This is a genomic window from Nostoc sp. S13 (assembly GCF_029379315.1).
In the GTDB taxonomy this organism is placed as follows: domain Bacteria; phylum Cyanobacteriota; class Cyanobacteriia; order Cyanobacteriales; family Nostocaceae; genus Nostoc.
In genome coordinates, this window is sequence record NZ_JAQYWQ010000009.1 from 82,358 (window position 1) to 100,464 (window position 18,107).

Genomic DNA, 18,107 nt, shown 5'->3' on the forward strand with positions numbered 1-18,107 from the left:
ATGGTAACTGCAACAATAACGACCCCAGAATCGGGTTGGTGGGCTGGCAATGCCCGATTTATTAATTTGTCGGGTAAGCTTTTAGGCGCTCATGTTGCTCATGCTGGGTTGATTGTCCTGTGGGCAGGAGCAATGACCCTGTTTGAACTCACCAACTATAATCCCTCCCGACCGATGTATGAACAGGGGTTAATCCTGCTGCCCCATCTAGCAACCTTGGGATTTGGTGTTGGCGACGGCGGCCAAATTATTGATACCTATCCCTATTTTGTCATTGGTGTTTTACATCTAATTAGTTCTGCTGTACTGGGAGCTGGTGGCATTTACCACGCCGTTTTAGGCCCGGAAGTCTTAAGTGACAACACCTCTTTTCCTGGCTTCTTTGGCTACGACTGGAAAGATGAAGACAAGATGACCACTATCATCGGCATTCATCTGCTGTTATTAGGGTTCGGGGCGTGGTTATTGGTGGCAAAGGCGTTGTTTTGGGGTGGTCTTTATGATCCGGCAGTAGCATCTGTACGAGTAATTACTGAACCGACTATTAACCCTAGTCGGATCTTTGGCTATCTCTTCGGTGCTTTTGGCAAACAGGGGATGGCAGCAGTTAACAACCTAGAAGATGTCATCGGTGGACATATTTGGGTTGGAATACTTTGCATTGTTGGAGGTTTTTGGCACATTCTCACCAAGCCTTTTGATTGGGCAAAAAAGATACTGTTTTGGTCTGGTGAGGCTTACCTATCCTATAGCCTGGGCGCTCTGGCTTACATGGGTTTTTTGGCAGCATATTTTGTCACGGTAAATGATACCGTTTATCCCACAGTTTTCTATGGCCCGTTAGGACTGAGTACTACTGCATCGGGAGTAATTACGGTTCGTACTTGGCTAGCAACCAGTCACTTTGCTTTGGCAGTTGTATTTTTAGCGGGTCATATCTGGCACGCATTGAGAGTACGTGTCATAGCGGCTGGACTTGATTTTCAGCAGGGAGTTGTCAATCCTGCCAGAATGCCGGAAATGGGCAATTTTGATACCCCAGTGAATGCTTCCGATATCACCTTAAAGTTATTGGCAAATCTTCCTATTTACCGTCAAGGTTTATCTCCTTTTTCACGGGGGCTGGAAATTGGCATGGCGCACGGCTACTTTTTGATTGGCCCATTTGTCAAGTTAGGGCCGTTGCGGGATACGGAGTTGGCGAATCAAGCAGGGTTACTTGCCACAATTGGTCTGGTATTGATTTTGTCTATTTGCTTGTGGTTGTATGGTAATGTGTCATTTCAAAAACGCAAACCTGCTCAAGGGGAGCTACCGGAAAACATGAAAACGGCTAAGTCTTGGAGCGAGTTTAATGCTGGCTGGACAGTGGGTAGCTGCGGAGGAGCTTTGTTTGCCTTCTTGCTGTTAACCAATAGCAGTTTGTTTTTGTAAGTTGCATCAACTTATGTCAGGTTTACATACAGGACAAATAGCTATTTTTGCATAAGTCCTTTTGATTGATCGCAAAACTATTTATCAGGTGAGAATATGTCGAAAAAAATTGGTCTGTTCTACGGTACTCAAACCGGCAACACTGAATCTGATGCTGAAAAAATTCGGGATGAATTTGGTGGTGATGTTGTAACATTACATCCCATTTACGAGGCCGATACTACCACTTTCGATGAGTATGAATTGCTGATTATTGGCTCTCCCACTTGGGATATTGGTCAACTTCAGAGCGATTGGCAAAGCTTTTTCCCCGATCTAGATGAAATAGATTTTAAGGGTAAGCTGGTTGCCTATTTTGGTGATGGAGACCAATATGGCTATGCCGATAATTTTCAAGATGCAATTGGAATTATCGAAGAAAAAATTTCTCAGCGCGGTGGTAAAACTGTTGGCTACTGGCCAACTGAAGGGTATGAGTTTGAGAACTCTAGAGCTTTGAGAAATGGCAAGTTTGTCGGATTGGCACTTGATGAAGGTAGTCAATCTGACTTAACGGACGAGCGAATTAAAACTTGGGTTGCTCAGTTGAAGAAAGAATTTGGTTTGTAGAGATTTGGGGCGTACAGCTAGCTGTGCGCCCTTAGTGAAATCGAGAATTTAGAAGTTATAGGTATTTATGTCTGATTCATTTGATGTTTTGTGGTTAAGTGCCAGTCCTGTTTTGCAGCGTTTTGATAAACCATTACTTGATTATTTATCTGGGTATATAAGAATCGCCCAGTGGGAATACCAGCAAACTAAAGATGAAGGCAGTTCCATAGAGCAAGCTGTGGAGTTGCTATCTGATTTTTTAGAATGGCGCGATCGCCCCGTGCATTTAGGAGGTCATGGTGTGGGTGGTGCGATCGCCTTAAGCTATGCCCGTCGATTTCCTCAAAAAGTGCGATCGCTCACCCTGCTAGCTGTAGCAGCTCAACCTGCAAACAATTGGCACGCTCACTATTACTTTCAAAGACAACTTTTTAACATCAGCCGTGAACTAGTTTTGGCAAGCAGCGTTCGCAGTCTTTTTGGAAATCAACCACCTCATACCACTAAGAAGTTAGTAGCTGCCTTAGATAAAGATTTAGAACAATCTCCCTCGCAACACTCTTTGTTTAAGTTAGTTTATTTACCCAAGGGTGGAGTTTCTATGCCAATGATGGTATGTGGTAGCAAGAGTGATCCGGTAGTCAACCCACCTGCATTGAATGACTGGTTGAATTGGTTTAAGCCAGAAGATAAACTTTGGGAATGCCCACAAGGGTATCATTTTTTTCACTACTTTTATCCTCAACAGGTTGGCGAACAGATTTTGAGTTTTTGGCAACCCCACCATCCGCATCTACTAGAAGCATCTGCACTATCTCTAAGCACTTCTACATATTTATAAAGGCAGAAGGCAGAATAACCCACATTTAAAAACTAATATTTACTTGCATAGTTCGAGCGGTGATAGTTACTATTATCGCTCCGCTTGGGCTGCCTATTTTTCTTCTAGTTTTAATAATTACATTTTGTAAAGAGACTAGCTAAATAAGAATTACTTTCAATAAACTAAGTTTTTAATCTCAATAATTAGTAATTAGCTTCAATAAGTCGAGGATGTGGCAAGAAGTAATATCTGACGACAATCGGTAACGCCTGCGGTGAATCGGAAGAAGCTATTCTCGTTCAGGTAAAAGCTTCACGTCTAGTGTGGCAGCACTCACGCGACATTTAACTACTGAAATAAGAACTAATTAATTGAGTATTATTGGCAACAACTATTCATTGTTTAACAATGCAGACATACGGCAATCCCAACGTCAAATTTGATTGGTGGAATGGTAACGCCCGCTTCGCCAACCTCTCTGGCTTATTTATATCGCCTGTATTGATTTTGAGCCTAAAACTTCTGCTTGTAATGCTTGCAACAAGGGACGGCGAAAGCTTTGTTAAATTTATTTGATTAATTGTTGAGTAAGATACAAGAGTGCGTAAATGATAAGTCACCATGTCATCACCAGACAAATTCTATGCCATATAGTCAGTTCACTCTCAGCAAGGCAAGTAACGAATAGTCAATCGTAGATATTCTCCCGGCGCAAAGCCTCATCAGGCAAGCCTGGACTGTTAGCTGAATGACTTGCAGCCCACCTCCTCCACTTTGCCGCTTTCTCTTCTGGAGACAATACGCCTGAACGTTCAGGACGCAAAATCAGTATATCTCCCTGAACTTCTAAGCTGTAGAATGTGCCACGTTGTAGTTTTCCCAGCACCTCAGATGGTAAATACAAATCGCCATGTTCGTTAACTTTCAGAATATATGTCACTGCCTTGATCTCCCATAGGCTTTGAACATTTATAGATTCCCTTTCTTACATCTTAAGTTGTCACGACTTATCCTCAACCACCAATGTAGACTCAGCAGTACGCCCAAATTCTTCTGGTGCATATTGCAGGTGAACTTGGGCACCAGGCCAAGAAAATGTCCCAGGAGTCACAGAACGGACTAAGTAATGCAAGCTATAAACTCCTGGTTCCAGGTGGTCGGCATAAGCGATAATGCGATCGCGGTAGATATTTTTAAACCCAAGTTGCCAGCTATCGGCTTTTGCTTGTAATGCAGCTGTGGTAGTTTGAAAACTTGCATCCACCGCCTCAAAACCTGATGGTAAAGGATCTTTAATCACCACATGATCCACAGGATGATCGGCGATGATCTCTAAACCAATATCAAACACCTGTCCAGAGGCTAAAGTCAAGGGTTTATCGAAAGCATAAAGACCTGTTTTTTGTAAAACTTTCTCTTTATTTACTTGACTAATTTCTCGTGTTATGCGTAAACCGTTAAATCTGCCTGGTTGATTTCCCTGCAAGCGATAATTATAAGCAACCAGATAGTGCAAACTGCCATTACCTGATTTTTGCAGCGTTAAATCATTACGACCACGAGGTAATTTATTCATCCTCACATTTAGCTGTAAACTAGGATTTTGATAGCCTTCAAAGCGATTTTCTCCTAACTTATTACCAGCTAATTGCACTGTGGCAACAAAATTAGGCGGCGTGGGTTGCAGTTGACTATATTCTACCAAAGCTGTTAAGGCTTGAGCATTATTATAGTTAGTTTGCCATGTGCCATACCGTCGCAATGCGAGAAGACTTTGGAATAACTTATCTATAACTTCAGGTTGACTCTGCTTGGCAATAAATAAGCGTAAAGCTTCCGCCTGCGTCGCGGTAGATGAACTCATCCACCCCCAACTACCTGGTAAACTTACAACTGCTGTACGACCAGTTTCATAGATATTCTGTTGCAGTTTGTTCACTAATTGTTGAGATTCGTCTTGCCATTCTGGGAATTGAGATAAGTATCGCGCCAATTTAATTTGAGTTACTATATCAAAGTTATTGCGCTGTTCATAAATATCTGCAAAAAAAGTATTGCGTTTTTCACCCAGTTGTGCAAGTGCTATTAAAGCATTAAGTTGCAGTTGCCTTTTACACAGTTCCTGTTTACAAAACTCGTATTCTCCAGGATTCGCCAGAACTTTTTGCAAATAAACTTTTAGGCGAGACACTATTGCAGAATCGACTAAATTAGGGAACACCTGACTGGCTTTAGCCAAAGATTCACCCGCATAAGAAGAAACCCAAGGGTCAGATTTTTCTTGTCCGGGGAAAGTAGCAAAACCACCATCTGCTATTTGGAGTTTTTGTAATTTCTCAATTGATTTACTTGCCTGTTGGCTAGGATTAAATTCTGCAAATACCTGACCATATTTTTGGGCAATAGTTTGCAGATTGGTAGCAATTATTAACTGACTTGCAGCCGGTTCTGTAAACGGTAAATCATCATCTTCTAACACCTGCTTTGCTGGTGCTTGAATCTCCGGTATCAAAGTACTTGCCAGCTGAATATCTAAACCTCCCGCATCAGGGAAGGTATTTTTATCAACATTCAGGGGAATCTTCACCTGTTTTTCAGTGACCCCAGTTTCAACGACTTGTTCTGTAATTTCAATTGGCTTAATTTCCAAAGGTACTTCAAAAGCATCTGCGGCTGTACCATTTAGCTGAGTGCTAAAGCGAACTTTACCAACTCCCACACTATCCGCCACCATTGGAAAGCGATAAGCGTGAGTTGCGGATTCAGCTTTGGTTTGCAAAGAAGTAGCTGTGGGGTTTTTATCGGCAAACTTCACATTACCGCTAAGTTCGCCATTAATTGAGAGATTTGCTGTATTCCCGGTGTTGTTAGTTACAGATAAACCAGCGAGGATGCGATCGCCTGGACGGGCAAATTGTGGCAAGATGGCATTAGTTAGCAGTGGCTTTGTGGTGATAAACGTCGCGTCCCCATTACCGAAGCGCAGATTTCCATCGGTGGCCACAGCCATCACCCGCCATGTAGTTAAATCATCCGGTAATTTAAAAGTTATCTTTGCATTACCATTTGCATCGGTGAGGACAGAACCGTTGTAGTAAGCTAAGGCTTGAAAATCGGTGCGGGTACGAGTATTGGCCGCACCAGTTGAGAAACCACCGCCATAACCCCAACCTTTAGGTTTAGCTACATCTTGTGGTTGTAATATTACATTCGGTCGATTATCGCTAAAGCGGGTAGATATTGGCTGTTCTGCATAAACTGTATCTACTAAATTTGGCGGACGATAACCAGAAAGTTGTAACACCGCTTCATTTACCACTATAACTGTAAACTGTCCTTTGGTGGGATTGCCTTGATTATCCTTCAGTTCCAGTTGTACCGTTTCTTCTGCACCAGGTTCTAATGATGCTTGTACTGGTTTAACTTGCAGTTTTAAATACTTATCCTCTAAGTTAACTTTAAAAGGTGTAAAACCAATCTTCACCAAGTTATCTAAACTTCCCGCTTCCACTTGGTTGATGGGTTTACCTTGTCTGACTAATACAGCTTCTATCGCTGCATTTGGTAGCATTTCTGGCGTGACTTGAAACTGAATTTGTGGTGCGCCTCCCTGAACTTTCGTAATCTGCTGATAAAGTGGTTTGTCTTTAATTACAGCAAAGTACAATTCGGCATCTGGATAGGGGGATTGAATTAGTGCAGTAGCGGTTTCACCAGGTTTGAACTCTTTTTTATCTAATTTAACTTCTAAGACATCTTTTTCTCCCGAACCCCAAAATACAGGATTTTCTCCAGTTGCCCAAATTTGTAAATCTGTGGCACTTAATTCGCTTTTGGCATCGCTAAAATTAACTCTAATCCGATATGAAGCAGATTCCAGTGCTGTCAAACTTACGGATTGCGGATTGCTAGCAGATGTAATTTCTGCTTGTCCCACTGTTTTATATTCAACTTGATTTTTTGGTGTTCGGCTACCTTCCACCAGCTGCGTGACGCTGCTGTATTTAATCTGTTGTAATTCCAGCCGTACTCGTTGACCTGTTATCGGTTTTCCTGTAGGATCAGTAACAATCACTTCAATCGGAAAAGCCTTACCAGCATCAGCGATAAAATTGCTTTTTAACCCGATGAGGCGATTACTTGGTAGGGCTATAAAAGTTTTAGAATTCGCTACAGACAGATTAGAAACATCTGCAACTTGTACATCCACTCGGTAAGTCATCGGATATGGTAAATCCTTAGCCACATTCAGAGTTTGACTACTTTTACCATTAGCATCTAACTGGGCATTAGTTTGCAACACGTCACTAGATATAGTCGGGGTTTCCTCCGGCCACAACCATTGTCTACCAAATGTAAATTCGTCCCAGCCTTTAGGAACAAAATTAGATTGCTGGCGAGTAATAAAGTATTTTGCTTCTCCACCTTCTACAGGCGCACCAAATAAATAATTACTTGTAGCATTAATATCTACTTTCTCGTCAATGAGAGCAAATTCTTTATCTAAGTTGAGTTCGACTTTAAAGTTGGGTGGCTTAAACTCAGCTACCCGAAATTCTCCAGAAATTTCTTGCCCGTTCTTTCCCTTCGCCTGGATTGTATGGTAGCCTAAGCGCTGAGTAGTATTGATTGGCATTTCCAAAGAAAATGTACCAAATTCATTTGTAGTTTGCCTACCTAAATTGGTCTTTTGTCCATCAGGATTTACCAAAGTTAATTGGTAAACAGCATTTTTATCTTGTTGGATTGCACCATTTTGTAAATAGTCAGCAAAACCAGTAAACCAAGCTTTTTCACCTGGTTGATACAACTGTCTATCTGAAAAAATTACCCCGCGTGATTCAGGTTTACCATCTTGCCAACCTGCATCAATACCGTAGCCATAAACACCGCTATATTCCTCTGTTCTGGCAAATGCCCAATCTTGATTTTCACGTGCAATTACTAATAATTGTGGTGATTTACTAGAACTTTTATTCCCAGAATAACATTGCGTTAATCCTTCACGAACAATTCTAAAAATTCCATTTTCATCAGTTTTACCCGTTGCACAAGGTACAGGTGCCGGGCGAGATTTTGCCTGTAATTTTGATTGATAAATTTCCACAGCAGCCGCTTGAACTGGCGAACCATCTGTAAGATGATTGACGCGAATTAAGCCTGACTCAGGAAACCACTGAGTAAATATGCCCAAATCCGTCAATTCAACTAAGCCATAAGTCGTAGGTTCTCGCCACAGTTCCTTACCATTCTCCTGATATTTATTAGTGCGTGCTTGCACTCCATAAGCTAGCATTCCCGTCGCACCACTTATTTTTTCCCGCAGAGGAACAGCAATGTCAACTGATTGATTTTTCTTACCCGATACCTTAAAGCTTTGCCATTCAGAAGGTTGTGGTAATAAATCACTACTATTATTAAAATAAACTAAATCTGTCGGTTTAACTACTTTATAAGCTGCTTTGTAGTTAGATTCTGGCAGATTTCCCGCACTAATATTTAGCTGTAAATCTTTACTTGTGGGGAAAATATTCAAATCTGATGGTACCCAAATATCCCCAGCTAAATCTCCAGTATCATATTGAAGTGTGACAAGTTTACCCAAAGTTTGCCCAAACTTATCTTTGAGATTAGCGCCGATAGTAATTGTATAACTCTTCGCAGGTTCTAGCGCATAAGGATTGATGCCGACAATTTTATCTTCATCATTTACTTGTATAATTCTCGAAATTGCTTTTGGTGCTGGATTAATAGTAATATTTTCTTTAGCTGAATCTGCCAGTAAGACATTATTAAATTCTAGCTGCGGACTGCCTTTAAGAAATCTTCCAAAAGTTCCACCTGAATCTGGCTGTCCATAAAAGTTAATTTTCTGAAATGCCAAAGGCGAATAAGTTGCTAACTTAGTGGCAAATTGTTTCTCTGTAAGTAAATTGCCATAAGCAGGACGGATTCCGGGAGAAAATACCAGACGATAACGGGTTGCTTTTTCGAGATTTTGCTGGGGGATGAGGTTATAAATCCAATTGCGTGCTGAAGGGTCAAATTTTTCTAAAGGGTCTTCTTCATTTTTTAATGTTTTTTTTTCTTTGTTTAATTCGACTTTAAAACCTGTACCTTTATTTTTACTTTCGGGAATTAATTGCAAATGTTCTTGTACAGAAGCTAAATCCAATTCTACATTTGAAGTAAACTGTAACTTTTGTTGTAAATCAATTGGTTCAACATCAGCCTTTTCAATGGGATTGACACCGGGTAGACTAGTTAGGTTGATAGATTCGGTATTGAAAGTCCAAGGGAAATCTTTATCTAGGTGATGATTTTTTAAATCGGCTAAACCTGCTTTGAGAGTAACTTGAAATCTTGTCGCTATTGGCAATGCTTTATCAGCTTGAAATCCCACCATGCGCGGTGTTAAAAAACGAAATTGACCGGGTAAAGGCGGCCAAATAGCAAATTTTTGTAATAATTTTTGCTGTTCTGGGCTATCAAGACTTTCAACTGGTATTAAAGCTTCTTTAAAACGGATGCGGATTTGGTTAAGAGATTTTGCATCCCCAATGGGACTAATTTGTTCAATCCAGTCTGGTAATTTTGGGGGTGTGAGTGGGGATACTGTTGGGAGTTGTTCTTTACTTGAGTTGATACCAAAAAAATTACACCCTGCCATTCCTAACATAAATGTAAAGAGAAGAATAAACTGTATTTTTCTCTTGCGCCTTGAAGAATAACTAATTTTTTTTAACAAACCGCTAAGGACACCAAGGATGCCTTCTGTAGGAGACACTACGTGAACGCGCAGCGTCTTGTTGGCGCAGCCTCTTGTAGAGAAGAGAAGGAAGAGATAGAGAATTTTATGGCAGGAACGGAGTAAAAATCTAATAATCATATTTTTATTAATTCAAAATTTACAAATTATAGCTAATAAAAGTTCGCACTCCCTGATTAACTGGGCAATGCCAAGACTAATAAAGGACGCAAGATGACTAGTTATTTATACCCAAACTTTGGATTTAACTATGTTTATTTACATTGATAACTAATTCAGTGTGATTGTTCCAAAAAATAATTACAATTCTTAACTATAAAGAAGTATTTAAATTTCGCAAACATTAATTTATATCTGCTAAGTTAGTAAAAATGAATTATTAAGGATTTGACATATTTACTGATCTAGATGTAAGTAAATCGGCGGCAAAATTAAGGTAAGTTTTTTTAGACAGGGGATTCCCTGATGAAACTAATTTCACGATCGCTAACCAAAATAAAGCACACTAGTAAAGTTATCCTAGCTGTGCTGCTAATCTGCCTAGTGGTACGCCTACTACCTTATTTTGCGCCCATTCGTGCCGCAGATATTGCCCAAAATCAACTGGCAATGCAATTTAGCGATCGCAATGGTTTACCATTAGGAATACTACTCACCCATGACCAAGAGCATACATCAGTAGTACCACTGAATCAGGTTTCGCCCCAGTTTATCCATGCCATTTTAGCCGCCGAAGATGCTAGCTTTTACCATCACGGCGCCTTGGATATGAAAGCTGTTATCCGCGCCAGCAAAGAAGCCATCCACGCCAAAAGAGTTGTTTCCGGCGCTTCCACTATTACTATGCAATTGGCGCGGATGTTAGATCCCGTCCCCCGCAGCTTCTCTGGTAAACTGAGTGAGATTTGGCTATCTTGGCGGTTAACAGCAGGGATGGACAAAAATGAAATCCTGGCTGCATATATCAATCGGCTACCAATGGGAGGGAATATATATGGTGTGGAAGCAGCCGCGCGGACTTATTTTTCCATCCCAGCTAGTGAATTGAATCTTGCCCAAGCTAGTTTGTTGGCTGCTATTCCCAATAATCCCACATACTTTAACCCTTATGAGCATTGGGAACGGCTGAAGCAGCGACAAAAGTACGTCCTCAATCGTATGGTACTAGAAAGTTATATTAGTGGGGCGATCGCAGCACGAACACACACCGAAAAAGTTGTGTTTCAGTCTCGCCAGCGAGGAATTATCGCCGCACCACACTTCTTATTTTGGCTGGCTAGTCAGCTATCCCAAACGCAAACAGAAGAAAATTCCCCCATCCGCACCACTATAAATCGCCCTTTGCAGCAGTTTGTCGAAGCACAGGTACAGCAGGTAATTTCTTCTTTAGCCGCTAACAACGTCCATGATGCAGCTGCATTGGTAATTGACAACCGCACTAGTGAAGTTTTGGCTTATGTCGGTTCACCTGATTACTTTAATCAAGCAAAATTGGGACGTAATGATGGAGTGCAGGCGCTACGTCAACCAGGATCTACCCTTAAGCCTTTTGTCTATGAATTAGCCTTAGAAAAAGGTTTAATTCACCCGAATAGCATTTTACCAGATGTACCCGCTCATTATGCCATTCCCGGCGCGAAACTTTACAGCCCAACAGATTATACCGAACGCTTTCTTGGCCCAGTGCGAGTGCGAATCGCCTTAGCAAATTCCCTGAATGTACCCGCAGTGCGGGTGTTAGAAAAAGTAGGTGTGGAAACTTTCTTAGAACGACTGCATCAACTGGGATTTGAACACCTCAATCAAACCCCAGAACATTATGGTTTGGGTTTGACTCTAGGTAGTGGCGAAGTCAGCCTCTGGGAATTAGCCCATGCCTACCTGACCATAGCACGACAAGGAGATGCTACCTCTTTAGTAAGCACATTTTCCAATTCCCCAATCCAAAATCGTTCGACTGAGAGAAGTCGTACTCCTTCGGAGAAGCAAGCTACGCGTAGCGTTCCGCAGGAAAGTCCAAAATCTAAAATCCAAAATTCGACGACGATATGGCAACTAATCACCAATATACTCAGCGATCGCCATGCTCGTGCAACAGCATTTGGTGTAGACTCAGTGTTAAATTTACCTTTTCCTTCTGCTGTTAAAACTGGTACTTCTTCCAATTTTCGTGATACTTGGACTGTTGGCTTCACTACTGATTACACTGTCGCTACTTGGGTAGGCAATTTCAACGGCGAACCGATGCGACAAGTTTCAGGTGTTACAGGGGCTGCACCCTTGTGGAATCGGATTGTGTTACACCTGCACGAACATCAAGAACCAGCCGGTTTTCCGCCTCCAGAAGGTTTAGTGCAACTACCTGTTTGTGCAATTTCGGGGTTACGACCAACACCAGACTGTACCTCAGTGGTGCAGGAATATTTCTATCCTGAAGATAAAAGTAAGTACGAAGGTGAAAATCAGTTCAATTTACCACCAGAGTATGATGAGTGGTTGGCAAAACAACAGCAATCGAATCTTACTTCTACCAATTTGAGAATTTTATCTCCGCATCATGGCGATTTATTCTTACTGTATCCAGGTGAAGAAGCGAAGCAAAAACTCGAATTTAAGCTAGTGGGAAATAAATCTGCGCCTGTGGAGTGGTGGCTGAATGGTAAAAAGTTAGATACAAACTCAGCTAATTCTTTCTTTTGGTATCTACGTCCTGGTAATTGGACTTTGGAGGCGAGAAGTGGGGAAATGAGTGACAAACTAAGTTTTCAGGTGGAATTAGCTACTCTTAAACCCACGCGTCGGGGATTTTCAATTAGTAATTCTCCGGTAAAGATGAATCGTCCCTAATTAAATAGTAAGTAAGCGTGAATAAATAAACTTATACACTTAATACTTTCAGCGAAAAAGAAGAATGAAGATAGAGGACTGATGTCAGTAACTTAACAATAACTTGTATTTGAGTATCGCCACTTTTTGCTAAAACATGATATTAAATTCTAGGTTACGTAAATTTACTCAAAAATTTTTCGTTAGGAAGTTGAAATATTAGTGAATATACGAGTTACATTTCACTTTTATCTCAATAGGATGTAACCACATATCGGAATTAGACTTGAATGATGATCAGCATACTGAGACTAAAACCTTTGTCTAGCAATTATCTTAAAAAGTTTTCATTAAGGGATTTCCAATTCAAAAAATCCTCAATTAGTTCTTGTGGGGTGGGCCGAAAAGCCCGTCCATAGACCAAGGCGAACTTTTCGAACCACCCTACGAGATTGGATAATTTATTTGTTGGAAACCCCTAATCTAACCGGAGTTGTATATATGCTAGTTAAATCTAACCCTCTTTTGTCACCTTGCGAGAATCCAATCCTCAAACCGTTACGGGACTTTAATTTCTACCTTTTGTCTATAAATTTTAGTTTCTGTTAGAAAATAGAGCCTCAAATCTGGATTAGATCTAAGTCTCAGAATTTGGCTGAGATTATTGTTTTCCGAGAGTGATAAAAGAGGGTTCGGCAAGAGCAATATTAATCAATACAACCTAGAATTCAGGTATTTTTGGGTAACAATTAAACGTTTACAGAAACTTTTAACCCAGTTTCTGTAAGGTTTTTAGGCAAGATTGATATGTCTTAAAACAATGCATCAATGATAATTTAAATAGTTGACAAGCAAAAAAATAGTTTTGTTTAATTGTGACTGCTTGCCCGATTTCGTATGTTATTTTAATTGATGGATAAGCAAGTTCGTAGTCAGAACTAGCTTGACAAAGTACTACTAGAAGTAGTAAATAAAATACTTGTTTTACTTACGGTTAGTTGCAATTAGCGGTCTTTTATCGCTCTCGTTAGAGAATATTAAAACTTGATTTCTCCGTGGTTGGTTGCAAACAAGGATTTTTTGGCTTTGCTGATAAAGCGAGGCTTTGAAAAAGATTCAAGGTCAGCATCTTATTTATCTCTCTGAGGACAGATAAAAGAGCGTTAGTCCTAGTTTGAAACCATCCTGAGCGTTTCTGGCGTTCCTGGCTGCTACAACTAAGACTTTAAACACAGCCTTAAGTCCAGTTATCTCTTTTTCTATCCACATCAAAAGGAAATTGAAAATGTCAATTGTGTTTCCTCTACAGCCAAAACAGTGGCTCGGACAGATAGTGTCTTTGCGGCTAGTTAGTTTCCTCGCCCTGCTTACTACTGTGATGCACTTCGAGGTTCTTTCCACCCCAGCGTTGGCCATCCCACCAGCTGCGTCTGTTGACGTTAAGATTAAGGTGCCTAATACAATGAGCTATTGGCCTTTCAATATTAGCCGTTACTTGAAAGTGCCGCCCAATTTCTACATCACCGTTTATGCTCGGATTGTCGCTGCCCGCTTTATAGCAGTTGCTCCCAATGGCAATCTTCTAGTATCGCAGCCCAGTACCGGTAAAGTACTAATTGTCAGGGCAAATGGCAACAAAGACCCAATTATTTCTGACTTCGTGACAGGTCTAAAGAAACCGCACGACATCGTGTTTCACACGATTGACAACATCACATACATTTATATCTCTGAGAGTAATCAAATTAACCGGTTCATCTACAAATCTGGAGACATAACCGCGCAGAATCGCCAAGTTGTCGTAGCTGGCTTACCAGACAGCAGCACCTCGGAACTCAAAGGTGCTTACGGTCACGAACTGAAAAATATCGCACTTGATGCCAACCACAAACTATACGTGTCCATCGCCTCGACATGCAATGCCTGCGTGTCAGATACTGTCAGTAATCCACGGCGCGGTGCGATTTACCAGTACAACGCTGATGGAACCAATCCGCGGCTTTTTGCCCAAGGTTTTCGCAATGCAGAAGGACTGGCATTCGTCCCTGGTACAAATGACCTCTGGGTAGCCGTTAATAATCGAGACAACATAGCCTATCCCTTCAAGGATGCCACTAACAACTACGGTAAGGTTATCCCGTCCTATGTGGACAATCACCCGCCAGAGGAGTTTACGCGAGTCCGAGATGGCGGCAACTACGGTTGGCCATTCTGCAACCCCAATCCTGACACGTCAAATGGCTCTTACTATATGCCCTTCGACCCCGACTATGAGTACAATGCTGATGGGCATGTTAATTGCAATGCGATGGACAAGATTATCAAAGGTATCCAAGCGCATTCGGCTCCGTTGGGACTAACCTTCTTACAAAATACGAAGTTTCCCAGCCTGTACTCAACTGGGGTAGTGGTAGGACTGCACGGCTCATGGAATCGGCAGCAGAAAACAGGCTATAAAATAGCTTACTTTCCCTGGGACACTACGACAAAGATCCCAGGAAACCAGATAGATTTAGTCAGCGGCTGGGTAGCTCCAGCAACGCAAGAAATCTGGGGACGACCCGTGGATACGGCAGTAGATCAGCAGGGCAATTTGTTAATCTCCGATGATTACAGTGGTACTATCTATAAGCTCATCTACACGCCGCCAGTTGCACAGGTTCAGGTCTACAAGGACGCTAACTTTACTGGAATTTCCCAGTCTTTTCCCACAAGTCCAGGTGTATATAAAGCCAACCAAGGTAACTTAAATATCGTTGGTAATGACACTATTAGTTCATTACGCGTGCCACCAGATACAGTGGTACGTGTATGCCAACGTGAAACTAGTGGTCTATGCCGCAAGTTTAGTCCTGGTGATTATAAATTTGTTGGAAATGACTTGAATGATTCAATATCGTTCCTAGAGGTAAACTAGTACCAAGTTTTTTTAACGATTGTAGCTAAATTTATCTAGGCAGCTGACAATCCTCCCTCGACAAGTCCTGACATGGCACTCTCAACAATTAAAGAAGTTTCTGGCTTGTTGCACAGAGGTTGAATCTCCTCTAACCATGCTGACTTTTCAAGGGATATGAAAAAGGGGGAATGGTTCGCGAACCATTCCCCAGATAAAAATGATTTCCAGATTTCATCCCATTTTCTACAAAACCTGATATATATAGATTTCTTGTAGGGAACATTGCTCATTCGTATCAACTTAACTTGAAAGTTAGTCTAGAAGCAGGATTTAGAGATCAGCATTGCTCTACCCCTACCAACGTATTTGGATCATGGTTAAATTGACACTCCCCGCGCTGAAGCGACGGGGATTCTTGAATCTAAGACATAACTTGCTCAGGCAGGTTTTCACCAACAAGAGTAGAGGCTTCATCTCCCCAAGCGTTGCTTGCGTCTAGCGCAAAGGTTCCGATATGCCCTACCGTACCCAATCCCCGACTAAGGATATTTCTAGCCGCGTTTTCATCTCTATCCATCAAACAACCACATTTACAAGCATGGGTTCGAGTAGATAGTGTTTTCTTAACAACTTCACCGCAACTAGAGCATTCCTGGCTTGTGTATTGCGGATTAACCGCAACCGTGACACGTTTAAATACTTTTGCAAATGTCTGAAGCACGTAAGACATTGCTACGCAATGCTTACTCAGTGGCTTTCAAACTTCCCAATCTTTCTTGTAATATAGGCTTTGGTAGCAGCGCACAGATATTCGCCCTGAGCACAGATGGGGAAAGTCTCAAAGTCTATATAAATAAAGCAACAAACTCAAACTATGACTCAGCAACCAACTGATCTAGACAATAAAGCTGTATTTGAGCAGTTGTGGGGAATTACCAACGAACTCTACCAAAAACTGGAGGCTCGTTTTCAGTTACATCCAGACCCTTCTACACAAGATTTACAGCCATATCGCAGTCTTGATGGCAATATCAACGGATCGCTGACCACTTTTTTTGGGTCAGAAATTGACTGGCTAGTTCATTCGTGGCTGGGAAACCCTGAAACTTCAAACTTCAGCGCCATGCGTCTCACGACTTGGTTAAAGTCGCATATCCAAGTTCCTCATTTAGCGTTTGAGTTTGGCATATTTCCAAATATTTTCTTTTATATAGATTACATCCCCCGGACTGAGCTTTTAACCGATTTGGCATATCTCGATCGCTACTATGAACCAGTTAACCAAACATTCTTAAAGTTGCAGTCCGATTCGCGGCTCAAGTTATTTACCAGCAAAAGTGTGTATATTCGCCTATTTCAATCTCCTGTTAAGTTGTGTTACACAGGCGCACCTACTTTTGAGACTCTCGAACTAATTCGCACACTTACACATGAAACACTCGATCGCTGGCTAACTTGGGTAGATGCAGCTGAACCTGTGCCAGAAGATGCACGGGATGCTCTAGCGGCTCGTGATTTGTGGTTGCGCCGGAGCAGTGCTGAACGCGACGTAGACAACCAAATCGCTGTGCGGCTATTTGGATCGGAATTGACAGATAGACTTGTGCGATCGCTCTGGGGTGACGTAGGCGTAGCCGGCCGTTAGGCATCGCATTCTCTGAATTGGTCAGTTGTCCTTTGTCAGTTGTCCTTTGCTAATGACCAATGACAAATGACTAATGACCAATGAACAATGCCATAGTGTACTAATCCGATCACAGACTCTCGTAAGTGAGTTCCGCATTTGCCCAGTTGGTTTCTGCCAGAAATTCGCTAAATGTGGTCAGAAGTCCAGGAAACTCCTCTTCTCGTAAACGCTGGACATCGGCTTGATAACCTTGTTTGCGATACCACTGAATCAAATCGAACAGTTCCTTTTGTAGCAAGAGTAAGAAAATCCAGGCGGGTGTCTCTTTGTAGACAACTTTCATCCCCTGCGCTTGGGAGAATGCCTCTGTCATCTGAAGAGGAGTCAGCACATCGCCAGCTAGCTCAATTTCTTGACCAATATACTTGGTGGGATGTTTGATTACGTAGGCAGCAACGCGGCCCATGTCCTTCGTTGTAATTAGATGAAGGGGCTTGTCTGGCTGAATGGAAAATGGGAAACTACCTTTGAGGATGGAAGGTCGCGTGTACTTCTTCCAAAACTCCTCCATAAACAAGCAAGCTCGCAACATAGTAGTCGGTAAGCCAGCTTCTTTGAGAATTTTCTCCACTTGGTACTTTTGCTGAATGCGGGGGATTCCGGAATTCCTGTCCGCCCCACCTGCGGAATTGTAGACAAAGTGTTTGATGTCAGCTTGTTTGGCAACTTGTGCAACTCGCTTTGCCCTCTCCACCTCTAACGGGTCAATTTTAGGAGAGTCCGCAGAAGTTGCATGGCAGTAAACAGCCGAAATCCCTGCAAAGGCTGCTATGAGGGAGGCTTCATCGTCGAGATTGGCTTTTACCAGTTCAACTCCGGCATCGTTGAGCTTTGCAAGAGTTGGACGATTAAGATCAATTTCTCTAGTGATGACTCGCATCTTTGTAACTCCCTGTTCGAGAAATCCCTTGACGACATTTCCACCTGTGCCGCCAGTAACTCCGATGAGTAAGACTTTATCGGTGTTTGACTCTGTGCGATCGGGGAAATTTGACATTCTCTCTTCTACCTGGAGTTCTTTATTTAAATTAAGTTTATACAAAGACAGAAGAAGCAAACAATAATTAAGTAGCAACCT

At 41.9% G+C, this 18,107-nt stretch carries 9 protein-coding genes and 1 pseudogene; 6 read left to right on the forward strand and 4 right to left on the reverse strand.

The window, feature by feature from the left end; genetic code table 11:
* The 3 genes from PUQ00_RS05240 to PUQ00_RS05250 all read left to right on the forward strand — a co-directional run bounded on the left by PUQ00_RS05240 (window position 1) and on the right by PUQ00_RS05250 (window position 2,866).
* Window positions 1–1,434, forward strand: a complete 1,434-nt coding sequence (locus PUQ00_RS05240) for a chlorophyll a/b binding light-harvesting protein (RefSeq protein WP_300413820.1) — start codon at window positions 1–3, stop codon at window positions 1,432–1,434.
* A gap of 96 nt (window positions 1,435–1,530) precedes the next feature.
* On the forward strand, window positions 1,531–2,043 hold the full coding sequence (fldA, locus tag PUQ00_RS05245) for a flavodoxin FldA (protein WP_300413822.1): 513 nt from the start codon (window positions 1,531–1,533) through the stop codon (window positions 2,041–2,043).
* Window positions 2,044–2,110: 67 nt separating this feature from the next.
* A complete protein-coding gene (locus PUQ00_RS05250) occupies window positions 2,111–2,866 on the forward strand; it encodes an alpha/beta fold hydrolase (protein WP_300413824.1) in 756 nt (251 codons plus the stop codon).
* Window positions 2,867–3,536: 670 nt separating this feature from the next.
* On the opposite strand, the gene PUQ00_RS05255 is transcribed toward PUQ00_RS05250, so the two are convergent.
* Both PUQ00_RS05255 and PUQ00_RS05260 read right to left on the reverse strand, forming a co-directional pair.
* Window positions 3,537–3,788: a hypothetical protein gene (locus tag PUQ00_RS05255; RefSeq protein ID WP_300413826.1), complete on the reverse strand. Its 252-nt coding sequence runs from the start codon at window positions 3,786–3,788 to the stop codon at window positions 3,537–3,539.
* A 60-nt stretch (window positions 3,789–3,848) separates the two neighbouring features.
* On the reverse strand, window positions 3,849–9,518 hold the full coding sequence (locus tag PUQ00_RS05260; protein WP_335030420.1) for an alpha-2-macroglobulin: 5,670 nt from the start codon (window positions 9,516–9,518) through the stop codon (window positions 3,849–3,851).
* 564 nt (window positions 9,519–10,082) lie between these two features.
* Here PUQ00_RS05260 and pbpC point away from each other — a divergent pair.
* Together pbpC and PUQ00_RS05270 are read left to right on the forward strand one after the other, a co-directional pair.
* The gene (gene pbpC, locus PUQ00_RS05265; RefSeq protein ID WP_300413831.1) at window positions 10,083–12,464 is read left to right on the forward strand and encodes a penicillin-binding protein 1C; all 2,382 of its coding nucleotides are present in this window, start codon (window positions 10,083–10,085) and stop codon (window positions 12,462–12,464) included.
* A gap of 1,264 nt (window positions 12,465–13,728) precedes the next feature.
* Complete coding sequence (locus tag PUQ00_RS05270) at window positions 13,729–15,360, forward strand: PQQ-dependent sugar dehydrogenase (RefSeq protein ID WP_300413833.1); 1,632 nt, start codon at window positions 13,729–13,731, stop codon at window positions 15,358–15,360.
* 403 nt (window positions 15,361–15,763) lie between these two features.
* Here the strand turns inward: PUQ00_RS05270 and PUQ00_RS05275 are convergent.
* Window positions 15,764–16,060, reverse strand: a pseudogene (locus tag PUQ00_RS05275) (zinc ribbon domain-containing protein); the annotation flags it as partial.
* A gap of 156 nt (window positions 16,061–16,216) precedes the next feature.
* On the opposite strand from PUQ00_RS05275, the gene PUQ00_RS05280 reads away from it, so the two are divergent.
* Entirely contained in the window at window positions 16,217–16,987 is a 771-nt protein-coding gene (locus tag PUQ00_RS05280; RefSeq protein WP_300413834.1) for a red chlorophyll catabolite reductase, read from the forward strand.
* Window positions 16,988–17,096: 109 nt separating this feature from the next.
* On the opposite strand, the gene PUQ00_RS05285 is transcribed toward PUQ00_RS05280, so the two are convergent.
* Entirely contained in the window at window positions 17,097–18,026 is a 930-nt protein-coding gene (locus PUQ00_RS05285; protein ID WP_300413837.1) for an NmrA family NAD(P)-binding protein, read from the reverse strand.
* Window positions 18,027–18,107 lie beyond the last annotated feature (81 nt).

Excerpts from the sequence above, each read along its gene's own strand:
- PUQ00_RS05270 (WP_300413833.1), top strand. The coding sequence starts at position 13,729 with ATGTCAATTGTGTTTCCTCTACAGCCAAAACAGTGGCTCGGACAGATA.
- PUQ00_RS05250 (WP_300413824.1), top strand. The coding sequence starts at position 2,111 with ATGTCTGATTCATTTGATGTTTTGTGGTTAAGTGCCAGTCCTGTTTTG.
- fldA (WP_300413822.1), top strand. The coding sequence starts at position 1,531 with ATGTCGAAAAAAATTGGTCTGTTCTACGGTACTCAAACCGGCAACACT.
- PUQ00_RS05260 (WP_335030420.1), bottom strand. The coding sequence starts at position 9,518 with ATGGCAGGGTGTAATTTTTTTGGTATCAACTCAAGTAAAGAACAACTC.
- PUQ00_RS05240 (WP_300413820.1), top strand. The coding sequence starts at position 1 with ATGGTAACTGCAACAATAACGACCCCAGAATCGGGTTGGTGGGCTGGC.
- PUQ00_RS05285 (WP_300413837.1), bottom strand. The coding sequence starts at position 18,026 with ATGTCAAATTTCCCCGATCGCACAGAGTCAAACACCGATAAAGTCTTA.
- pbpC (WP_300413831.1), top strand. The coding sequence starts at position 10,083 with ATGAAACTAATTTCACGATCGCTAACCAAAATAAAGCACACTAGTAAA.
- PUQ00_RS05280 (WP_300413834.1), top strand. The coding sequence starts at position 16,217 with ATGACTCAGCAACCAACTGATCTAGACAATAAAGCTGTATTTGAGCAG.